Origin of the sequence: Pseudoalteromonas phenolica (genome assembly GCF_001444405.1) — a bacterium.
Lineage (GTDB): Bacteria > Pseudomonadota > Gammaproteobacteria > Enterobacterales > Alteromonadaceae > Pseudoalteromonas > Pseudoalteromonas phenolica.
Genome location: NZ_CP013187.1, coordinates 2,007,386 through 2,029,081, shown reverse-complemented (window position 1 = coordinate 2,029,081; position 21,696 = coordinate 2,007,386). Strand labels below are relative to the sequence as shown.

The following is a 21,696-nucleotide window of genomic DNA, read 5'->3' as shown; positions in this document are numbered from 1 at the left end:
GCAGATGCCATCTTGTTTTTAGTTTAATTTCTGCGCGAATAAAAAGGGCTAATTAATGCACGAAGGTGTGATGAAGGCATGGCTAGAATCTTCGCATTTATATGGCGGAAACGTAGCTTATGTAGAAGAGCTTTATGAAGCGTATCTAGACGATGCGACTTCAGTGCCAGAAGAATGGCGTGAGGTGTTTGATCAACTTCCTAAAGTTGATGGTGTGGATGTTGATGTAAAACATTCAGAAGTGAAAGCACAATTTGCTGAACTTGCGAAAAACAAACACAGAGAAGTAGTTGTTGCAGCAGCTGGTACTACAGATGCTAAACAAGTACGTGTACTACAGCTTATCAATGCGTTTAGATTCCGAGGCCATCAAAATGCAAACCTTGATCCGTTAGGTTTGTGGCAACGAGAACGTGTTAGAGATCTAGATTTGTCTTACCATGATCTAGACAATGCTGACTTAGACAAAGAATTTAACGTTGGCTCTTTTGCTTGTGGCAAAGAGACAATGAAACTCAAAGACTTGTATGCAGCCTTGAAAACCACTTATTGTGGTTCTGTTGGTGCTGAATACATGCATATCACTTCTACAGAAGAAAAACGTTGGTTACAAAAACGTTTAGAATCTACCTTCTCACAGCCTCAATTTAGCAAAGAAACTAAACTTAGAATTCTTAAAGGTCTAATTGCAGCTGATGGTCTTGAAAAGTATTTAGGTGCAAAATTCCCTGGTGCAAAACGCTTCTCTTTAGAAGGTGGTGATGCATTAGTACCTATGCTTAAAGAGCTTATTCATCGTGCAGGTGAAAGCGGCCAAGAAGAAGCTGTAATTGGTATGGCACACCGTGGTCGCTTGAACGTTCTTGTAAACGTACTAGGTAAAAATCCACAGGTTCTTTTCGATGAGTTTGCTGGTAAATACGGTGAACTAGCCGGTTCGGGTGATGTTAAGTATCACATGGGTTATTCGTCTGACTTTGCTACTAATGGTGGTGATGTTCATATGGCGCTTGCATTCAACCCATCTCACCTTGAAATCGTTAATCCTGTAGTTATGGGGTCAGTAAGAGCACGTCTTGACCGTTTAGGTTGTAAGAACGGTTCTAAAGCGCTACCTATTACTATTCACGGTGACTCAGCAATTGCTGGTCAAGGTGTTGTTCAAGAAACATTCAATTTATCGCAAACACGTGCATTTGGCGTTGGTGGTACAGTTCGAATCGTTGTAAACAACCAGGTAGGCTTCACAACATCTAAGCAAGAAGATGTGCGTTCTACAGATTATTGTACTGACATCGCTAAGATGGTTCAGGCACCAATTTTCCACGTGAATTCTGATGACCCAGAAGCAGTTGCGTTTGTAACTCAGCTAGCGCTTGATTTCCGTAATCAGTTTAAGCGCGATGTTGTTATTGACTTAGTTTGTTACCGTCGTCACGGTCACAACGAAGCTGATGAGCCGAATGCAACTCAGCCATTGATGTACCAAAAGATCAAAAAGCACCCAGTGCCACGTCAGCTTTATGCAGACAAACTTGCTGCTGAAGGTGTGATTTCTGCTGATGAGTCAAAAGCGCTTGCGAATGAATACCGCAATGGCTTAGACAACGGTGTATGTGTTGTTGAAGAAGTTAAAGAAGAAACTAAGCACTCATCTGATTGGTCTAAGTTTGTAGGCCATGATTGGGACGTAGCTTACGATCCTAAAGTGTCTGTTGATAAGTTGAAAGAGCTTGGTAATGTGCTTGCTGCTTATCCAGAAAGCCACAAAGCACAGTCTCGTGTTAAGAAAATTTATGATGACCGTAAAGCAATGGCGAGCGGTGATAAATTACTAGACTGGGGTATGGCTGAGTCTTTAGCGTACGCTACATTAGTTGACGAAGGCACAGACGTTCGTATGACTGGTCAGGATTCTGGCCGTGGTACTTTCTTCCACCGTCATGCTGTTGTTCACAATCAAGAAGATGCATCTGTTTACCTACCTCTACAGAATATCCGTGAAGGTCAGGGCGCATTTGAAGTTTACGACTCAGTGTTATCTGAAGAAGCTGTATTAGCGTTTGAATATGGTTATGCAACAGCAGAGCCTACTTCACTGGTTCTTTGGGAAGCGCAGTTTGGTGACTTTGCTAACGGTGCTCAGGTTGTATTTGACCAGTTCTTAAGCTCAGGTGAGCAAAAGTGGGGTCGTTTATGCGGTTTAACTATGCTTCTACCTCATGGCTATGAAGGTCAAGGTCCAGAGCACAGTTCTGCACGTTTAGAGCGTTACCTACAACTATGTGCTGACCATAATATGCAGGTGTGTGTTCCTTCAACACCAGCGCAAGTTTATGCAATGCTTCGTCGTCAATCAGTTCGTCCTTTACGTCGTCCATTGATTGTAATGACACCTAAGTCACTATTACGTCATCCTCTAGCTGTTTCTTCTCTAGAAGAGCTTTCGGAAGGTGTTTTCCACAACATGATTGATGAGATTGACGATATCAATCCTGAAAATGTTGAACGAGTGGTTTTCTGTAGTGGTAAAGTTTATTACGAACTACTGCAAGAGCGTCGTAAGCTTGAATTAAACAATGTTGCTATTGTTCGTGTTGAACAGCTATATCCATTCCCTCATCAGGAAATGGAAGACATTATGTCTCGCTATCAACATGTTAAAGATTTCGTATGGTGTCAAGAAGAGCCACAAAACCAAGGTGCTTGGTATTGTTCTCAACACCACTTCTGGGAAGCAATCCCAGCAGGTGCAAATCTTTCTTACGCAGGACGTAAGGCTTCAGCTGCTCCAGCATGTGGTTATATGTCTACTCATACTAAAGAACAAAACGCGTTAGTTGCTGACGCATTAACAATTAAGAAATAAGGGATAAGAGATGACAACCGAAATTAAGGTTCCAGTTCTTCCTGAGTCAGTAGCAGACGCTACTGTCGCGACTTGGCATGTTAAAGTTGGTGACGCTGTATCACGCGACCAAAACTTAGTTGACATCGAAACTGACAAAGTTGTTCTAGAGGTAGTTGCACCAGAAGATGGTGTCATTGTTTCTATCTCTGAAGATGAAGGCGCAACTGTATTAGGCGAGCAAGTGATTGCTCAACTTGGTGCTGCTGGCGAAGCTGCTGCACCAGCTCAACAATCAAATGAACAAGCTGCACCAGTAGCTGCTGCAGCAACAGAAGGTAAAGACGTGGAAATTAAAGTACCTGTACTTCCAGAATCAGTAGCAGACGCTACAATTGCAACTTGGCATGTTCAACCTGGTGAAGCGGTAAGCCGTGACCAGAATCTTGTTGATATCGAAACAGACAAGGTTGTACTAGAAGTTGTTGCACCTGAAGACGGTGTGATGGGTGAGCAGATCCATGCTGAAGGTGAAACAGTACTTGGCGAACAAGTTATCGGTAATATCGTTGTTGGCGCGTCTGCTCCAGCGGCGGCACCTGCTGCAGAAGCGGCACCAGCTTCTGATGAGTCTTCAGACGTATTAACACCTTCAGTTCGTCGTTTAATCGCTGAAAAAGGCCTTGATGCTTCACAAATAAAAGGTACTGGTAAAGGCGGTCGTATCACGAAAGAAGACGTTGATGCATTCCTTAAAGCTCCAGCGGCTAAGCCTGCTGCGGCACCTGCGGCAGCATCTGCACAAGCACCTGCTGCGCCTTTAGGTGACCGTTCACAGAAACGTGTTCCTATGACACGTCTACGTAAGACAATTGCTAACCGTCTTCTTGAAGCTAAGAACTCAACAGCAATGCTTACTACGTTCAACGAAGTTAACATGAAGCCAATCATGGACCTTCGTAAGCAATACAAAGACGTATTTGAAGAGCGTCACGGTATCCGTTTAGGTTTCATGTCTTTCTATGTGAAAGCAGTAACAGAAGCACTTAAGCGTTTCCCTGAAGTTAACGCGTCAATTGACGGTGATGACATTGTTTACCACAACTACTTTGATATCAGCATCGCGGTTTCTACTCCACGTGGTCTTGTTACACCAGTACTACGTGACTGTGACAAGCTTTCAGTTGCTGAAATCGAGAAAGGTATTCGTGAACTAGCGCTTAAAGGCCGTGACGGTAAACTAACTGTTGACGATATGACAGGCGGTAACTTCACTATTACAAATGGTGGTGTTTTCGGTTCACTTCTTTCTACTCCTATCATCAACTTACCTCAGTCTTCAATTCTTGGTATGCACAAAATCCAAGAGCGTCCTATGGCTGTAAACGGTAAAGTTGAAATTTTACCTATGATGTACCTAGCGCTTTCTTATGACCACCGTCAAATCGATGGTAAAGAATCAGTGGGTTTCTTGGTTACAATTAAGGAACTTCTTGAAGATCCAACGCGTCTTCTTCTAGACGTGTAATCGTTATTGTTTAGATATTAAGCTGTATGACACATCATACAGCTTTTTTTTTGCGGCTTTGGTCTAACTAGGGTTTTCATACTTAGCCTTGGGATCTATACTAGGGGCGCAATTTGGGATAGCTATTTATGAAATGTAGATAGCTTTAATAGTATAAGAAATTGGATAAAGCATCATGAATTTGCATGAGTATCAGGCAAAACAACTTTTTGCCGACTATGGTTTACCTGTATCTGAAGGTTTCGCTTGTGATACACCACAAGAAGCAGTTGAAGCTGCTGGTAAAATCGGTGGTGACAAGTGGGTTGTTAAATGTCAAGTGCACGCAGGTGGACGTGGTAAAGCTGGCGGTGTAAAACTAGCTGACAGCAAAGACGAAATCCGCGCATTCGCAGAAAACTGGTTAGGTAAAAACTTAGTAACTTACCAAACAGACGAAAAAGGTCAGCCAGTTGCTAAAATCTTAGTAGAAAGCTGCACTGATATTGCAAATGAATTATACCTAGGTGCTGTTGTAGACCGTGCTTCACGTAAAATCGTGTTCATGGCTTCAACTGAAGGTGGTGTTGAAATCGAGCAAGTTGCTGAAGAAACACCTGAACTAATTCACAAAGCAGAAATCGATCCACTTGTAGGCCCTCAAGCTTACCAAGGTCGTGAGCTAGGCTTCAAGCTAGGTCTAACTCCTGCACAAATCAAACAGTTCACTAAGATCTTCCTAGGTCTTGCGAACATGTTCATCGATCACGATTTCGCACTTCTTGAAATCAACCCTCTAGTAATCACAGACGCTGGTAACCTTCACTGTCTAGACGGTAAGATCGGTGTAGACGGTAACGCATTATTCCGTCAGCCTAAGATCCGTGAATTCCACGATCCTTCACAAGAAGACGCGCGTGAAGCTCACGCAGCAAGCTTCGAGCTTAACTACGTTGCGCTAGACGGTAACGTTGGTTGTATGGTTAACGGTGCAGGCCTAGCAATGGGTACTATGGACATCGTAAACCTACACGGTGGTAAGCCAGCTAACTTCCTAGATGTTGGTGGCGGTGCTACTAAAGAGCGTGTTGCTGAAGCATTCAAGATCATCCTTTCTGATGACAATGTTAAAGCAGTTCTAGTTAACATCTTCGGTGGTATCGTACGTTGTGACATGATCGCAGAAGGTATCATTGGTGCTGTTAAAGAAGTTGGTGTAAATGTACCAGTTGTTGTACGTCTTGAAGGTACTAACTCTGAACTAGGTCGTGAAGTTCTTGCTAACTCTGATCTTGACATCATTGCAGCTGAGTCTCTAACTGACGCTGCTGAGAAAGTAGTTGCTGCTGCGGAGGGCAAATAATGTCTGTTTTAATTAACAAAGATACTAAAGTAATCTGTCAAGGTTTCACTGGTGGTCAAGGTACTTTCCACTCAGAGCAAGCTATCCAGTACGGTACACAGATGGTTGGCGGTGTTTCTCCAGGTAAAGGTGGTACAACTCACCTAGGTCTTCCTGTATTCAACACTGTACGCGAAGCTGTAGAAACTACTGGCGCAACTGCATCAGTAATCTATGTTCCAGCAGCGTTCTGTAAAGATGCTATCTTAGAAGCAATCGATGCTGGTATTCAGCTAATCGTTTGTATCACTGAAGGTATCCCTACACTAGACATGGTTGACGTGAAAGAGAAGCTTGAGCAAACAGGCGTTCGTATGATCGGTCCTAACTGCCCAGGTGTTATCACTCCAGGTGAAACTAAGATCGGTATCATGCCTGGTCACATCCATAAGCCAGGTAAAGTAGGTATCGTATCACGTTCTGGTACGCTTACTTACGAAGCAGTTAAGCAAACAACTGACGCTGGTTTTGGTCAATCAACGTGTGTTGGTATCGGTGGTGACCCAATTCCTGGTACTAACTTCATCGACGTACTTGAGATGTTCGAGAAAGACGAGCAGACTGAAGCTATCGTAATGATTGGTGAGATCGGTGGTACAGCTGAAGAAGAAGCTGCTGAGTACATCAAGCACAACGTAACTAAGCCAGTTGTTTCTTACATCGCTGGTGTTACTGCTCCTCCAGGTAAGCGCATGGGCCACGCTGGTGCAATTATCTCTGGTGGTAAAGGTACAGCTGACGAGAAGTTCGCTGCACTAGAAGCTGCAGGTGTTAAGACTGTTCGTTCACTAGCTGACATCGGTGTTGCACTTAAAGAAAAAGCGGGTTGGTAATTCTAATCTTGCTTAAAAAAGGCTCCTAAGGGAGCCTTTTTTGTGTCCTGGTTTTGTTTCCTAGAAGCTAGAAGTCTATAAATAACTTAAATTTGTTCTTCTTCGCGAAGTGTGAGCACTTCAAAACCGTCTTTTGTGACAAGAATAGTGTGTTCAGCTTGTGCGGAAAGCTTTCTGTCTTTAGTTACTACAGTCCAACCATCTTTTTTAGTTTTAACCTTTGCTGTGCCTTGGTTGATCATTGGCTCAATGGTGAAAGTCATGCCTTCTTTTAAAGTTAGGCCAGTGTCAGGGCGGCCATAGTGTAAAACATTTGGTTCTTCATGCATTTCTCGGCCTATACCGTGACCGCAATACTCTTTTACAACCGTGTAGCCAAATTTACTCACATAACTTTGTATTGCAAATCCAATATCTCCTAGCTTTGCGCCTGGCTTAACTGTTTTTATACCTAACCACATCGCTTCAGTCGTGACTTTGACCAATGCTCTGGCATCAGGTTTAGCATCTGGCATGACATACATTTTGCTTGAATCTGTGATAAAACCATTCTTTTCTAAGGTAATGTCTATATTGACGATATCGGTGCTTTTTAAAACTTGGCTTGCACTAGGTATGCCGTGACAGACTACTTCGTTAATTGAGCTATTGAGACAATACTGATAGCCATATTGTCCTTTTGAAGCTGGGCGCGCCTTTAATTCATTAACGATATAGCTTTCAACTTGTGAGTCAATTTCGAGCGTTGAAATACCTGGCTTGATGAAATCATCCAGCATTTTGAACACTTGGGCGAGCAGCTTGCCTGATTCTCGCATCAGTGCAATTTCTTCCACTGATTTGATTGTTACTTCATTCATTCAGTGACGCCTCTTTTTGTCGCTGTAACATGAGCTCTTGTTGAATTAAATCGTTAAATGTTTTGTCAGGATGCATTTCGCATAAGCGACCGATTTTTATCCAAAATTCGGCTTGTGAGTTGATAGAACGAGACATAACTGATGACGTTGTACGAATTTCTTCATGCAGTTCATCTGAAATTTTTACAATACCCATTATATATTCCATATATAAAACATATATATATTGTATATCGTAAAATAAAAAAAGGAAGCGAATGCTTCCTTTGGTTTGCTTAACATTACATCTAAAATGCTTTAGTCATACTTTACTATTTTGCTAATCCAAATGGGTCATCAATACTATGACTTGGCTCAGTAAACCATTTAGGACCGTTTTCCGTCATATAGAAGTGATCTTCCAGACGAATACCAAACTCATCAGGGATCACCAGCATAGGCTCGTTACTAAAGCACATACCTGTGGCCAATAGTTGTGGGTTATTCTTTACAAGATAAGGCCATTCATGAATATCTAAGCCGATACCATGGCCTGTTCTATGCGGGCAACCAGGTGTTTGATAATCAGGCCCAAGATTGACAGATGCTAAATAATCTCTTGCTGCTTTATCAACGTCGCCACATGTATTACCGATTTGTGCCGCTTCAAATGCAGCAGCTTGCGCATTCTTCTCATGTTGCCACATTGCTCTTTGGCGCTCTGTTGCTTCACCAAATACAAATGTGCGGGTAATATCTGATAGGTAATCATGTACTTTACAGCCAGTATCAATTAAAACCACATCACCTTCTTTTAATTTCTGTGGGTCTTTCACACCATGAGGAAACGAGCTCGCTTTACCAAACAGTACTATCACGAAGTAGTTTCCTGATGGTGCGCCCACTTTTTTATGGGCTTCGTTTATGAAGGCTTCAACTTCTGTCGTGGTGATCCCTTCATACAACATGCTCGCTGTTGCTTTATGCACTTCTAAAGTCATGTCCATAGCACGTTGAATAAGCTTTAATTCGTTCTCTGATTTATGCATACGACAATGTGCAGTGACTTCTTTACCGTTAATTAGATTAAGAGAGGGAGCAAGGTTTCGAATACCATCAAAAATGAAAAACGCCGCGCTTTCATCAATGGCAATTTTAGCATCAGAGCCAATGCGATGCTGTTCAAGCACGTTTAAGAATAATTGATAAGGACTCTGTTCTTCTTGCCAGCCGTGAATTGGACCTTCAACGACTTGGTAGTCTAATAGTGTGCCAATTTCGAAATAAGGCGCAATGAATTGCACATCGCCTTTTGCTGGCAAAATCGCGCCAACCATACGCTCACTGGCATACCATTGCATGCCTGTGAAGTATTTTAAATTCGAGCCTGCATTCAAATATAAAGCTGCAATATCGTTGTCTTGCATATAGCGCTGTGCTTTTTCAATACGCTGCTGGTATTCTTCGATGCTAATTGGCTTTAAGTCATGAGTCATATTTTGTAATGACTCTAAAGCTTCTTGTTTGGTTTTCGTACCAACGCCTAATGGCTTCATATTTTGCTCCTAGAATCTGTCTATTCTGTAAGGGGTTAAATCTATGCTAGTTTTCTCACCTAAGCAAAGTTGTGAGACAATTTGTGCTGTAATTGCCGCTTGGGTTAGACCTAAATGTTGATGACCAAAAGCAAATACAATATTTTTATTATTGGGTGCTGTATTTAATACAGGTAATGAATCAGGAAGAGAAGGGCGATGACCCATCCAGGTGGCTTTGACGGTTTGTTTTTCTATACCGTTAACTAGCGCTTTAGCGTGATCTAAAAGCTTGGTTGCTCTTGTCATGTTTTCAGTTGCTTCTAGTCCAGCAAACTCTACTGTCCCAGCTAGTCTAAGTCCATGCTTCATTGGGGTGATAATAAATTGCCTATCGGCTGAAGCTACGGGGCGTTGTAAACTAGTTGGATTATCAATCATGGCATGGTAACCACGCTCGGTGTCTATCGGTACTTTAAAACCAAGTTGTTTTGCTAAAGGTTTGCTCCAAGCGCCGGTTGAAACTACGACTTTTGAAAACTGATGTTTGGCACCTGATGCGAGCTCTATCATCACCCCATTTTTGTTCGGGATAATGTGTGTAACTTTACCTTTTTTAAACTCTAAACCCTGACTCTTTGACATTTTATAAATGGCTTGACATAAGTCATATGGGTCAGCGCTGTGGCCAACCTCAGTAAAATATAAAGCTTGTTTAATGTTTCTGCTTAGGCTTGGCTCTAACTCAAAAACCTCATCACCTTTTATGTGTTTAACTGCGACGCCATTTGCTCTAAATGATTCAGCCATAGACGCAGCCAGTTTAAAATCTTCATGTTCAAAGCTGAGTAGGCTGCCATCTACATGGATCAACTTTTCGAAGTTTTCTTCACCTAATAAATTTTTATAGGCAGGTAGTGAGGCTTCGTTTAATTGGCTAAGTGCCTTGGTATGCGCACTAAATTTTGACTTAGACATATTGATTAAGAAGCGAGTGAACCAAGGTAAGGCTTTGAACAGATATAACCAATCTATTCTTAAAGCGCCTTTTGGATTTAACAACATACTAGGAAGTTTTGGTAATAAACTCGCTTGTGCGAGTGGGAAAACCTGTTCTGTAGCAAAGTGACCGGCGTTACCTTTCGAACATTTTTCAGCAATACCGTGTTCATCAAATAATGTCACTAAAAAGCCAGCATCAGTCAGACTTTTCGCATTACAAAGCCCAATGATCCCAGCGCCGATAACAGCAATATGTTGCTTTTTTTGCATATATTGTCTCCAAAACACCTTGAAACCCTGATTTCAAGATATTGCATGTCTCTATTTTTTAGTTTGCATAGAAAACTTTGTTCGTCTTCAAACTGTAAAATTTATTAATAGTTTCAGTTGCTTAATCTTATAAATGTCAATATGTCTTTAGAGCGATAAAAACTTTTAAAGAAAAATACACAGTGGAATATTGAACATTGTATACAATATGCGTAGGATGTAAACCATAAAAGGTAAAGAGGAAAGACAATGAACATTAATTGCCAAGTTCAGTATTCAGTAGTTGCTCCGCAATTAAATGAAAGTTTTATGAATCAACTCCAAAATGCTGTGAACACGAATATGGTTCTTAGCTTAGTTAAGCAAGGTTATTAATATGCGTAAAGGGACATTTTCTTGTATTGATGGTCATACTTGTGGCAACCCTGTACGCTTAATCACCAGTGGTCACCCATATCTTAAGGGTGAAACGATGAGCGAAAAACGTCAGCACTTTCTTACCGAATTTGATTGGATCCGCCAATCATTAATGTTTGAACCGCGCGGGCACGATATGATGTCAGGTTCTTTTATATATCCCCCGACAACCGATGATGGCGATGCGGCTATTTTATTTGTCGAAACCTCAGGCTGTTTACCTATGTGTGGTCACGGCACCATTGGCACAGTGACGTTTGCGCTTGAAAACGCACAAATGCATCCAAAAGTACCCGGAAAATTAAAGCTAGATACACCCGCAGGGCGTGTAAATGCCGAATACTCTATGGTTGAAGGTAAAGTTGAGTGGGTAAAAATATTCAATGTGCCAGCTTTTTTAGCCTATGAAAATATTGAAGTTGAAGTGCCAGAACTTGGCAAGTTAACGGTTGATATCTCTTATGGTGGTAACTACTACATTATTGTTGAGCCACAGGAAAACTTCCCGGGTATTGAAAACTGGTCTGCTTCGGAAATTCTTAAATATAGTCCGCTTGTTCGCACTGCAATAAATGAGTTGCTTGAGTGTGTGCACCCTGAAGATCCAACTGTAAAAGGTGCGTCGCATCTTCTTTGGACAGGCAAGCCAAAACACGCAGAATCAAGCGCAGCGAATGCCGTTTTCTATGGTGATAAAGCCATAGACAGATCGCCATGTGGCACGGGCACAAGTGCAAGAATGGCGCAGTTATTTGCAAAAGGTAAATTACAGCCTGGTGAAGATTTTGTTCACGAAAGTTACATTGGCAGTCAGTTTGTTGGCTGCATCGAAGGTGTTACAGAAGTAGCGGGTAAAACAGCAATTCTACCAAGTATCAAAGGATGGTCGAAAGTTACGGGTACTAGCAACATTAGCGTGGATGATAGTGACCCGTATGCTTTTGGCTTTCAAGTTGTATAACAGATTTAAACTAGACTAAAACCAGCAATTAGTAGCTGGTTTTTTCATTGAGGAGAAAAAGATGGAAATTAGCGGTGCAAGTTTTATCGCAGGTGAATGGTTAAAGGATTCGGATGCGTCAGTATTTCATGCCTTTTCACCAAAGCGCCATGAGCCAATCGATACTCAGTTTTTTGAAGCAAGCCAAGACATGCTTGCAACAGCTATCAATGAAGCTGAAAAAGCATTTAAAGTTTATAGAAAGACTTCTCTTATTGAGCGTGCAACATTCTTACATGCTATTGCAGATGAGATAGAAGCCCTTGGTGATCAACTACTAGAGGTGACTCACGAAGAGACAAACCTGCCGTTTGCTCGTTTACAAGGCGAGCGTGGCCGTACTATGAATCAGTTACGTGCTTTTGCACAAGGTTTAGAGAAAAGCCAAAATGGCATTGTAAATCTGAGTTTATTAGATGAAGCAGATCCTGCACGTGCACCATTAGCTAAGCCGCGTACCCAACTTGATTTTATTCCTGTTGGCGTTGTTGCTGTTTTTGGTGCCTCAAATTTTCCATATGCGTTTTCAACTCTGGGTGGTGATACTGCATCGGCACTTGCTGCAGGTTGTCCTGTTGTAATGAAGAGCCATACTGCTCATCCAGCAACCAGTGAGTTAATGACTCGTGCTATTGAAAAAGCGATTGAGAAGTGTGATATGCCAAAAGGCGTATTTTCAATGATCCAAGCTAAGAAGTACGACATGGCACATGCACTTGTTGAAGCAGAGCCAGTTAAAGCTGTCGGCTTCACGGGCTCGATGTCTGTTGCGAGTAAGTTAATCGAGACTATTAATACACGCAAAGAAGCTATTCCATTCTATGGTGAATTAGGCAGTATTAACCCGCAGTTTGTGCTTCCTGAAATGGCAGAACAAAATGGCGAAGAGCTTGGCGCAGACTTATGTAATTCAATGTTGATGGGTAATGGCCAGTTTTGTACTAGCCCAGGTCTTTGGTTAGTACCAAATGGCTCTGATGGGCTACTTGAAAGTGTGAAGAAAACTGTGGCTGCAAGCAGTTCAGATACTCTATTATCTCCAAATATTCTAAATAGTTTCAAACAAGCCATGGTTGATCGCCCAGATATCGAAGGTGTAGAGCTATTGGCAATGGCAGGGTTGTCTGAGGAGTTTCATGCAAATGCCCATATCTTTAAAACGGATATCGATACCTACTTGAATACGCCAGCATTACATGAAGAAGTATTTGGTCCTGCTGCTATGTTGGTAACTTATGACTCTATGGAACAGTTAGAAACCTTGGTTGATAAGTTAGAAGGTCAGTTAACAGCATCCATTCATGGCACGAGCAATGATTTAGCATCGGCGTCTGATTTAAGTGAAGATCTACAATACAAAGTAGGGCGTTTAATCGAGAATCAAATGCCGACGGGCGTTGAAGTTTGTGCATCAATGAACCATGGTGGTCCATTCCCATCTTCAACAGACGTCCGTTCAACCTCTGTAGGTTTGAATGCAATTCAACGTTTTTTACGTCCGATCTGTCGTCAAAGTGCGATGTAATCTAAGTATTAAAGTGTTCATTTCGCATATTTAATGCAAAAAAAGACCCAGAGTACAGGTTACTCTGGGCTTAGGGGACGGCTCATTTGAGCCAATGCGTTAACTTAAAACACCTTTCTAACAATCAGGGAGAAGTAAGAAAGTAATTTAATTGTAGTTAACTCTTAACAAAAACTACAAATAAACAACATAAAATAAAAGCTTTATTTATCAATGTTATATATGCTTATAATAATTTAGTCTAAAAACTTTATTCTACTGCTATCGTGACCACTCAATAACTCGATTGTTCATAACTAAATCTCTAGGTAATGAGTTTTTTATTTTACTTTTTTGCCATTTTCCTAAACCTATTGGTGCGCCACAAAGGGTTAAAATAACCTCACCACAGAGACTAGTAACTGTTTCAAGTCGAATATCTTTACCTTGATAATAATCTGCAGCTTGTGATTGTGTGAGAGCGTACGTGTTATTCTCTGCAAGTTTCCCAAGTGCTGTTGCAAATTCATGTTCAAGTCTAACGCCATTCTTATGGGTTGTGCCTAACTTGATCCCGATACGAGAATATTTGATCTTGTTTTCAATTTCAGAAAATCGCTCTGGGAAAAGCCAAAGCTCTTTATCTCGAACTTTCAACTCACCAGGTAATGATTTAATACCAAATTGTTTTTTGATTGCTGACATGAAGGTTTTTGTTAACTTTGTATCAGCCGATGAAAACGGGAAAGCGCCTTTTTTGGTTTTTAAATTTGGGTTATCTATAGAGTATAATTTTTTAAATTTCGCGATGAAAAAGCCTTCGCTGTCAAAAATCTGCGGCCATACATGCAAATAGCCCTCTGAAGTACAGGCTTTGTCTGCGTTTTCAAAAAGCGCATCTAATGGCTCGATTTCAACACAGTCACCAAATTGGTCAAGTAGATACTGGCAAACCGCTTGGTTTTCAATTGGCGTGAGTGTACAGGTAGAGTAAATCAAAGAGCCACCGGGTTTCAGAGCAAAGAATGCGCTCTTAATGAGCTGTTTCTGTACATTGGCAATATCAATGTTTGATTCAACAGACCAATTCTTTAAAGCGTCAGCGTCTTTTCTGACGGTACCCTCACCAGAGCATGGAGCATCTAGTTGAATGTTATCAAAGCATTCAAACATATAGTCACCAAAAACAGCACCATCGAAATGAGACAGTGCGCAGTTATGAACGCCCATACGCTTCATATTGGCAGCAAGGACCTTTAAGCGTGAAGAAGAGAGCTCATTTGCAACAAGAACGCCTCGATTATTCATCATTGCAGCTATTTGAGATGTCTTCGACCCTGGGGCTGCAGCCATATCTAATACTATGTCGTCTTCTTTTAAACTTGATTCAAGTGCCATAGGTGGCAACATTGAGCTGGCTTCTTGAACATAAATACCACCACTCAAATGAATATCAGTGCTGCCCAGAGGAAGGGAATCTTCCTCTTCAGTGCTTCGTTCTAGCCAAAAACCTGTGTTGCACCAAGGAACAGCTTCAATTTTCCAATTATTCTCTGAGCAGTACTGTTTAAATTCAGTGACTGTCATCTTCAATGTGTTCACTCTGACTGAACGCCTAAGCGGTTTTTGGCAATACTCAATAAAAGACTCAATACTTAAGTTGTTAGGTAAATAGGTTTTTACATCGTCGATGAAGTTTTTTGGAATGAAGGTAGTTGTATTCAAAATAGTCTCTAGCACATTTGCTTTTGACATGATTTTATCATTTAAGGAATAAATTTCTTTCAAATATAAATGATGATTAGTGTAAAAAAGTTGAATTTACTCAAATGTTCGTATTTAAACATATGTTGGTTGGTACTAAAGTTTGTATATTAGCGGCGTTGGAATAATTAGACATGATCACTAGGTACGTTTATTTAATATTGTTTGCCTCTTTGATAACAGGGTGTGGCGGTGGATCGCAGTCAGAAGAGGCTGTTCCAGAACAGCCCGCAATAGCGGATTCGGATAATAGCGATGACTCAGGTTCTGACGGGGATGGTTCTGATGATGACTCTGGCGATGGATCTGATCAGGATTCAGGCAATGACAGCAGTGATGAAACCAAAGCACCTGTTATTGCCATAAAACTAGATTCAGATACCTTTAAACAAGGTGAAATAGTTAAAGTTAAGGTCGAGCTCACAGAGCAAGACTCACAAACAGTTAGTTTTGCGTGGCAACAATTATCAGGTCCTGCAATTGAACTGACAACGACTGATTCATTAGAATTTGATGCTTCTAAGAACTCCACTGCGGTAGATGAAAATTATCATTTCTTAGTGACAGTCACCAATGCTGCAGGTCTTTCCACGCAACAAGAAGTGAGATTTTCAGTATTGAAGGATATGAACGAGGCACAAGCATCAAGGCTTCTCCATCAGGCAAGCCTTGGTCCGACTTACAATGAAATTCTGGCAGTTACAGGTAAAAGTTACGAACAATGGCTTGATGAGCAAATTGATCTCCCGATTACGTATCACAGTCCACTCGTCGAGAATTACCCAGACCGTGATGAGCCTAATCAAATCAATCGTATTGATGCTTGGTGGAAAGCAAGTATGAATGCAGAAGATCTGTTAAGACAGCGCGTTGCTTTTGCTCTGAGTGAAATATTTGTGGTCTCCGACCTAAATACATCACTCAGTGGTGAGCCAGAAGGCATGGCAGCTTATTATGATATTTTACTAGAACATGCGTTCGGAAATTATAGAGAGTTATTAGAGCAAGTCACTTTATCACCTGTGATGGGTGTGTACCTAAGTCACCTAGGAAATGAAAAGGCTGATCCTGAACGTAATATTCGACCAGATGAGAATTATGCGCGTGAAGTCATGCAGCTGTTTACAATAGGTTTAAACGAATTAAACCTAAACGGTACGAATAAATTAGATGAGAATGGTGAACTCATTCCAACTTATGGACAAAGTGAAATTGAAGGGTTTGCCAAAGTCTTTACAGGTTGGACATTTGCTTATAGTGCTAGGTGGAGCCGACCAAGTAGAAACTATACTTTGCCAATGCAAGCTTTTGAAGACTATCACTCGAACGCTGAAAAAATATTGCTCAATGGTGAGGTTATTCCAGCAAATATGAGTGCGGAACAAAGCCTAGAAATCGCGTTAGATAATTTGTTTAATCACGATAATGTCGCACCATTTATTTCAAAACAGCTAATACAACGATTAATTACTTCTAACCCAAGCCCAGGTTACGTAGAGCGAGTCGCCACCGTTTTTAATGATAACGGTAAGGGGGAAAGGGGAGATTTAGCTGCCACAGTGAAAGCGATTTATTTAGATAATGAAGCTAGAGGTCTTGGTGCTCCGCTTGCCCATTTTGGCAAAATAAAAGAGCCTTTACTGAAAACAGTTCAGTTCTGGCGGGTTTTTAACGCTAAAACCCTTAACAATCGTTATTACACTTGGAACTTACCCTCAACTTATGGTCAGGGCCCTTTGCAATCGCCTTCGGTTTTCAACTTCTTTAGACCTGACTTTCAACCAGGGGAGCTGGCAAGCACTGAATTTGTTGCTCCAGAGCTACAAATTGCTAATGACGCTGCATTAATAGGTATCATTAATACTCATTATGCAGATCTCGTTTGGCGTGTAGCTGAGCGTCATGATGAATTAAATGAAAATAGCCTCTATTTATATATTCAGGCAGACCACGATTTAATCAATATGAATGGGCTGAGTGCAGTTATAGATAAATACGATCTACTATTTTTTGCCGGTAATATGTCACAAGAAATGAGACAAGCGCTAATTGATATGGATGAGTTTTTTGCAAGCCGCGACAGTTATCAACGTATTTCAAATCTTGTTTATTTAATTTCAATTTCACCAGAATTTACCTTGCAGCAATAGGAGGCAGACATGAATAGAAGAAAGTTTTTATCTTATTGTATGAAAGGTGGTGTATCGGTTGCCGCATTAACTCAATTGCAACTACAGGCTTTTCAGGGATCTTTGTCTTACAGCTTTGATGATCATAAAGCGCTTGTCTGTGTATTTTTATTTGGTGGCAATGATTCTTTAAACATGCTTGTTCCATTAGAAGGCGAACAGCGAACTCTATATGAAGCTAGTCGGCAAAATTTAGCGGTGACAGACGCGATACAAATGGCTCCTGAAACTAACTTTGCTGGTGGCGTAGGTCTTCATCCTGCTATGGGTTCAATAAAAAATATTTTCGATAATAAAAATTTAGCTTTTATTTCCGGGGTTGGCAGTTTAGTTATGCCTACTACCAAAGCTGATTATCAAAATGAAAGTGTGCCTCTTCCTAAGCACCTATTCTCTCATAACGACCAGCAAGCAACTTGGATGCATGGCAGAGAAAAAATATCTTTAAACAGCGGCTGGGGTGCAAGGCTATTAGAGCGATTAGAGCAAGGTGGTTCATTCGTGAACAACATTTCTTTAGCGGGAACCAATCCGTGGCAAACCAGTGTTAACCTTACGCCATTTTCATTACATAGAAGTGGTATCAGTAAAATAAACCCAATTAATGGTACTGGAAATCGAGCAGCCCATGTAAAAAATATAATGAACAGGGTGCTTGCCCAGTCAACCCATCCTCTAGCGAGTGCATATGGTACAAAAATGCGAAAAGCGATTACCAATACCGAAGCTATGAACAGCGCCATCGAGTCGAGCGTCGATCTAAGTAGTTACTTTTCTGATAGCAGTTTGTCACAACAACTACATACTGTGGCTAAGTCAATTTCAGTTAGACAAACACTCAATGCTAAAAGACAAATTTATTTTGTTAGTATGGGGGGTTTTGATACACATGATAATCAACTTACAACACACCCAGCACTTTTAAGTGTTTTATCTCAGTCTTTGTCAGAGTTCAATGCAGCAATCTCATTCATCAATGCTAATGATGATGTAACCTTGTTTACGATGAGTGACTTTGGCCGCACGCTTACGTCTAATGGTGACGGTACTGATCATGGTTGGGCAGGAAATCAAATCCTTATGGGTGGCGCGGTAAATGGCGGAGAAATTTATGGCACACTGATGACGCAACACCTAGATGGCCCGAATGATACGCGGGGGGGGCGTTTGATCCCACAAGTTGCGAATGAGCAATACTTTGCGTCTTTGGCACAGTGGTTTGGTTTAGACAACACAGAATTGGTTGATATTTTTCCAAACTTAGCAAACTTTAACTCGCATACCTTGCCATTTATGCGTAGTTAACAAAAGAATATTGTATACAATTATTGTTTGGGTTATGTTATTACCATTATTGGTAGTGGTATAACTCAAATGCAAACACGATACCTTCAACGTCAGCAACGTTTATTATTAGCTTTACAAGAGAAAGACGTAGAGAACTTGTTGGTCTTTAACTACGAAAACATCTTTTACCTAACAGGTTACAGTGGTAACGCTGCATACCTCATCGTTTCAACACAAGGTCTAAAACTGATCACTGATTACAGATATTTCGAGCGGGCAAAATCAGAAAGTAATGGTTGTGAAGTTATTTGCAGAGACAGAGACACCGAATCATTGGGCGCGTGTATAAAACGTTTCTTACCTTACGAAAAGACGGGATTTGAAAGCCTAGCCGTTAATTATGGTGTGTGGTTATCTATTGCGAATGAATTAGCCTCATATGATATTTCACCACTCGACGGCTGCATTGAAATGCTCAGAATGGTTAAAGACGAGTTCGAAGTTACTTCAATTAAAAAAGCAGCAGCTATTGCAGATTTGGCCCTCGCAGATTTACTCACACAAGTATCGAAAGGGGTGACCGAATTAGATTTGGCAACTGAACTTGACTACAAAATGAAAAAGCTTGGATCTGATGGTGTAAGCTTCGACACCATTTTATTGTTTGCTGAGCGCAGTGCATTGCCGCATGGAAAACCTGGAGAAAGAAAGCTTAATTATGGTGACTTGTTACTGATTGATTTTGGTGCTGTGGTAAATGGCTATCGTTCAGATATGACTCGAACGTACGTTTATGGGGAGCCTAATAAGCAACAACAACAGATGTATGACGCTGTGCTGGCATCTCAAACAAAATCTTTGCATAGCCTTAAAGCCGGCGTAGATTGCCAGCAACTAAACCAGATCTCATTAGATGTATTGGCTCAATCAGGGTTCGAACAATATGCAGGAAAAGGACTAGGCCATGGCGTTGGTTTGGCATTACATGAAGTGCCTTTCATAAATCCTGTTACTGATTATCGCTTAGAAGTAGGAAATATTATCACTATTGAGCCTGGGGTTTATATTCCTGACTTTGGTGGTATCCGCATTGAAGATGATGTGCTCATTACGAATGACGGTTTTGAGTTTATAACCCATGCACCAAAATCGTTTGTGATTAATTAAGGAAAAGAAATGAAAATAGTTTCCGAACAACAAGTACATGCGAGTTTAAATTTCAACAAGGTAATCGATGCATTAAAAGTAGGCTTTGCGAAACCTGCAGGTACACCGACGAGACAAGTGTTCGAATTATCGGAGTCTGAAGAGAACCATGATGCTTTTGCCGTTTTGCCTGCATGGAATGAAGAAGTTATCGGCGTTAAATCTTTTACTTATTTTCCTTCGAATGCAGAGCATGGATATAAAAGCTTATATTCAAAAATTATGTTGTTTGACCGCTGTCACGGTGAGCCATTGGCATTGGTAGATGGAACAAGTGTGACACTTTGGCGAACAGCAGCAGTGTCAGCATTAGCGAGTCTATATTTATCAAGGCAAGATAGTTCGCATTTAGTGTACTTTGGCTCAGGCAATTTATCGCGTTACATGATTGAAGCTCATATGAGCGTACGAGATATTAAAAAGGTCACTATCATCGCCAGAAATAAAGATAAAGCAGAAAGTTTGCGAGCGTTACTCACTGAAAAATATTCGCAGGTAGAGTTTTTGATTGGAGAATCAAATCACAAAACGATTAGCACGGCTGATATCATTAGCTGTGGTACCGGCGCACATGAACCATTATTTGATGGTAAATGGGTATCGGATGGCGCACATATCGACTTAATTGGTAATCACCACAAACAGTTTAGAGAGTGTGACTCTGCTTGTGTAGTTCGTTCAAAAGTGTTTGTCGATAGTAAAAAGAACGTGCTTAACGAAGCAGGGGAGATACTCATTCCTATTGCAGAAGGCGTTTTTTCGGAACACCAGATCATTGCAGAGCTTAGCGAAATGCATCAATTTGATACAGTAAGAGCTAAAACGGATATCACGTTATTCAAATCAGTTGGCACTGCGCTTAGCGATCTCATAACTGCGCATTTGGTTTATAAGTCACAGTGATGATCTGGTTAAGCATACTCGTTACTTCGTTATTTTTTGCTGCCACATTTATTATGTGGCAAAGCAAAAAGACACAATTAAAAAAGCGTATATGGCGACAGGTGCAAGTGGATAATCTAGTTAAAGTAAAACAGCATAAGGCTGGGCCATTGGAAATGTTAGGTGAATCCAGTCTATTGGTTGAGTTTACATTTAATGATATCAATTATTGTTGCCAAACAGCTTTTAGATCAGATATATATTCATCATTTAGAGCGCAGCAACCCACTTTTATCTTGATTGATCCCGAGCAGCCAGAACAATGTTTTTACAATGCTTGTCAACAAACGCGGTATGTAAAGCTTTGGGTATATCTTTCTCTTTGTATGTCTTTGTGTTTAATAGCACTTAGTTTGATTAAAAGTATTTAAGCTTTATACCCACAATAATACATAATCATTCTGAGGGACTAAAACTGACGTTAGCTTCGTTAAAACTTCTATTTAGAACAGCTAAATAGCAAAATTCAAGCCTTGCGATCGACCGGTTTTTCTTATATAGATGAAATAATTAACTGTACCAAAATTGAGATTCAGTTTTAGGGTAATACCAAGGCGGTTTGAATGGAGTCTAGGGCTAATACTTAAATTTGATATGAATAAAAAAGCCGACTGTTGTCGGCTTTTTTTGTTTAGCTGTTTTCTTCAGCGTATTTCTTACACGCTTCGGTATCTTCACATTCACCGTAAAGGTATAAAGAGTGATTCGTTAACTTGATACCGTTTTGAGTTGCAATCTCAACTTGACGTGTTTCGATAATCTCATCTTCAAACTCAACAACCTTACCACATTTCAAACATACAAGATGATCATGGTGAGTACTGCCAGCTAATTCAAAAACAGATTTACCACCTTCAAAATGGTGGCGAGTAACAATGCCTGCGTCATCAAACTGGTTAAGAACTCTGTAAACTGTCGCTAGGCCAATTTCTTCGCCTTTATCTAATAAAATCTTATAAACATCTTCAGCACTGATGTGTTGGTTATCAGGTGACTGTAAGATTTCTAAAATTTTAATTCTTGGCAAAGTAACTTTTAACCCTGCTTTCTTCAACTCTAAGTTATGATCAGTCATTATCTGTCTCAGTAAATTTATTTATTCTATTTAACTCTAGCAATGAGCACGACTTCATTACTAAAGGTAACGTGCA

16 protein-coding genes are annotated in these 21,696 nt (G+C 40.7%); 10 read left to right on the top strand and 6 right to left on the bottom strand.

What is annotated here, in order from left to right:
* Nucleotides 1–55 precede the first annotated feature (55 nt).
* The 4 genes from PP2015_RS08850 to sucD all read left to right on the top strand — a co-directional run bounded on the left by PP2015_RS08850 (nt 56) and on the right by sucD (nt 6,590).
* Nucleotides 56–2,869, top strand: a complete 2,814-nt coding sequence (locus PP2015_RS08850; protein ID WP_058029929.1) for a 2-oxoglutarate dehydrogenase E1 component — start codon at nt 56–58, stop codon at nt 2,867–2,869.
* Nucleotides 2,870–2,879: 10 nt separating this feature from the next.
* Nucleotides 2,880–4,376 (top strand): 2-oxoglutarate dehydrogenase complex dihydrolipoyllysine-residue succinyltransferase, encoded by a 1,497-nt coding sequence (gene odhB, locus PP2015_RS08845; protein WP_058029928.1) that lies wholly within the window; start codon nt 2,880–2,882, stop codon nt 4,374–4,376.
* A 175-nt stretch (nt 4,377–4,551) separates the two neighbouring features.
* Entirely contained in the window at nt 4,552–5,718 is a 1,167-nt protein-coding gene (gene sucC / locus PP2015_RS08840; RefSeq protein ID WP_058029927.1) for an ADP-forming succinate--CoA ligase subunit beta, read from the top strand.
* Entirely contained in the window at nt 5,718–6,590 is an 873-nt protein-coding gene (sucD, locus tag PP2015_RS08835) for a succinate--CoA ligase subunit alpha (RefSeq protein ID WP_058029926.1), read from the top strand. The genes sucC and sucD overlap by 1 nt, the downstream gene beginning before the upstream one ends.
* A gap of 86 nt (nt 6,591–6,676) precedes the next feature.
* On the opposite strand, the gene map is transcribed toward sucD, so the two are convergent.
* From map to PP2015_RS08815, 4 genes are all read right to left on the bottom strand, one after another.
* Entirely contained in the window at nt 6,677–7,450 is a 774-nt protein-coding gene (gene map / locus PP2015_RS08830) for a type I methionyl aminopeptidase (RefSeq protein WP_058029925.1), read from the bottom strand.
* Nucleotides 7,443–7,646: a ParD-like family protein gene (locus PP2015_RS08825; protein WP_058029924.1), complete on the bottom strand. Its 204-nt coding sequence runs from the start codon at nt 7,644–7,646 to the stop codon at nt 7,443–7,445. Before PP2015_RS08825 ends, map begins: the two co-directional genes overlap by 8 nt.
* 115 nt (nt 7,647–7,761) lie before the next feature.
* Entirely contained in the window at nt 7,762–8,985 is a 1,224-nt protein-coding gene (locus tag PP2015_RS08820; RefSeq protein WP_058029923.1) for a M24 family metallopeptidase, read from the bottom strand.
* A 9-nt stretch (nt 8,986–8,994) separates the two neighbouring features.
* Complete coding sequence (locus PP2015_RS08815; protein WP_058029922.1) at nt 8,995–10,236, bottom strand: NAD(P)/FAD-dependent oxidoreductase; 1,242 nt, start codon at nt 10,234–10,236, stop codon at nt 8,995–8,997.
* Between the two features lie 376 nt (nt 10,237–10,612).
* On the opposite strand from PP2015_RS08815, the gene PP2015_RS08810 reads away from it, so the two are divergent.
* The gene (locus tag PP2015_RS08810) at nt 10,613–11,614 is read left to right on the top strand and encodes a 4-hydroxyproline epimerase (RefSeq protein ID WP_058029921.1); all 1,002 of its coding nucleotides are present in this window, start codon (nt 10,613–10,615) and stop codon (nt 11,612–11,614) included.
* A 61-nt stretch (nt 11,615–11,675) separates the two neighbouring features.
* Nucleotides 11,676–13,178 (top strand): aldehyde dehydrogenase (NADP(+)), encoded by a 1,503-nt coding sequence (locus tag PP2015_RS08805; RefSeq protein WP_058029920.1) that lies wholly within the window; start codon nt 11,676–11,678, stop codon nt 13,176–13,178.
* Between the two features lie 261 nt (nt 13,179–13,439).
* Here the strand turns inward: PP2015_RS08805 and rsmF are convergent, their stop codons facing one another.
* A complete protein-coding gene (gene rsmF, locus PP2015_RS08800; protein WP_058031591.1) occupies nt 13,440–14,882 on the bottom strand; it encodes a 16S rRNA (cytosine(1407)-C(5))-methyltransferase RsmF in 1,443 nt (480 codons plus the stop codon).
* 173 nt (nt 14,883–15,055) lie between these two features.
* On the opposite strand from rsmF, the gene PP2015_RS08795 reads away from it, so the two are divergent.
* The 4 genes from PP2015_RS08795 to lhpI all read left to right on the top strand — a co-directional run bounded on the left by PP2015_RS08795 (nt 15,056) and on the right by lhpI (nt 20,506).
* A complete protein-coding gene (locus PP2015_RS08795; protein WP_058029919.1) occupies nt 15,056–17,071 on the top strand; it encodes a DUF1800 domain-containing protein in 2,016 nt (671 codons plus the stop codon).
* A 9-nt stretch (nt 17,072–17,080) separates the two neighbouring features.
* Nucleotides 17,081–18,415 (top strand): DUF1501 domain-containing protein, encoded by a 1,335-nt coding sequence (locus tag PP2015_RS08790; RefSeq protein WP_058029918.1) that lies wholly within the window; start codon nt 17,081–17,083, stop codon nt 18,413–18,415.
* A gap of 69 nt (nt 18,416–18,484) precedes the next feature.
* Nucleotides 18,485–19,564, top strand: coding sequence for a M24 family metallopeptidase (locus PP2015_RS08785; RefSeq protein WP_058031590.1), 1,080 nt, complete (start codon nt 18,485–18,487; stop codon nt 19,562–19,564).
* Nucleotides 19,565–19,573: 9 nt separating this feature from the next.
* Nucleotides 19,574–20,506 carry a bifunctional Delta(1)-pyrroline-2-carboxylate/Delta(1)-piperideine-2-carboxylate reductase gene (gene lhpI / locus PP2015_RS08780; RefSeq protein ID WP_058029917.1) on the top strand — a complete coding sequence of 311 codons (933 nt, stop codon included), beginning with the start codon at nt 19,574–19,576 and terminating at the stop codon, nt 20,504–20,506.
* Nucleotides 20,507–21,176: 670 nt separating this feature from the next.
* Here the strand turns inward: lhpI and fur are convergent.
* Complete coding sequence (gene fur / locus PP2015_RS08770) at nt 21,177–21,620, bottom strand: ferric iron uptake transcriptional regulator (RefSeq protein ID WP_058029915.1); 444 nt, start codon at nt 21,618–21,620, stop codon at nt 21,177–21,179.
* Between the last annotated feature and the right edge of the window lie 76 nt (nt 21,621–21,696).

Bases quoted from the DNA above. Each gene is read 5' to 3' on its own strand.
- PP2015_RS08850 (WP_058029929.1), top strand. From the start codon at position 56: ATGCACGAAGGTGTGATGAAGGCATGGCTAGAATCTTCGCATTTATAT.
- odhB (WP_058029928.1), top strand. From the start codon at position 2,880: ATGACAACCGAAATTAAGGTTCCAGTTCTTCCTGAGTCAGTAGCAGAC.
- sucC (WP_058029927.1), top strand. From the start codon at position 4,552: ATGAATTTGCATGAGTATCAGGCAAAACAACTTTTTGCCGACTATGGT.
- sucD (WP_058029926.1), top strand. From the start codon at position 5,718: ATGTCTGTTTTAATTAACAAAGATACTAAAGTAATCTGTCAAGGTTTC.
- map (WP_058029925.1), bottom strand. From the start codon at position 7,450: ATGAATGAAGTAACAATCAAATCAGTGGAAGAAATTGCACTGATGCGA.
- PP2015_RS08825 (WP_058029924.1), bottom strand. From the start codon at position 7,646: ATGGGTATTGTAAAAATTTCAGATGAACTGCATGAAGAAATTCGTACA.
- PP2015_RS08820 (WP_058029923.1), bottom strand. From the start codon at position 8,985: ATGAAGCCATTAGGCGTTGGTACGAAAACCAAACAAGAAGCTTTAGAG.
- PP2015_RS08815 (WP_058029922.1), bottom strand. From the start codon at position 10,236: ATGCAAAAAAAGCAACATATTGCTGTTATCGGCGCTGGGATCATTGGG.
- PP2015_RS08810 (WP_058029921.1), top strand. From the start codon at position 10,613: ATGCGTAAAGGGACATTTTCTTGTATTGATGGTCATACTTGTGGCAAC.
- PP2015_RS08805 (WP_058029920.1), top strand. From the start codon at position 11,676: ATGGAAATTAGCGGTGCAAGTTTTATCGCAGGTGAATGGTTAAAGGAT.
- PP2015_RS08795 (WP_058029919.1), top strand. From the start codon at position 15,056: ATGATCACTAGGTACGTTTATTTAATATTGTTTGCCTCTTTGATAACA.
- PP2015_RS08790 (WP_058029918.1), top strand. From the start codon at position 17,081: ATGAATAGAAGAAAGTTTTTATCTTATTGTATGAAAGGTGGTGTATCG.
- PP2015_RS08785 (WP_058031590.1), top strand. From the start codon at position 18,485: ATGCAAACACGATACCTTCAACGTCAGCAACGTTTATTATTAGCTTTA.
- lhpI (WP_058029917.1), top strand. From the start codon at position 19,574: ATGAAAATAGTTTCCGAACAACAAGTACATGCGAGTTTAAATTTCAAC.
- fur (WP_058029915.1), bottom strand. From the start codon at position 21,620: ATGACTGATCATAACTTAGAGTTGAAGAAAGCAGGGTTAAAAGTTACT.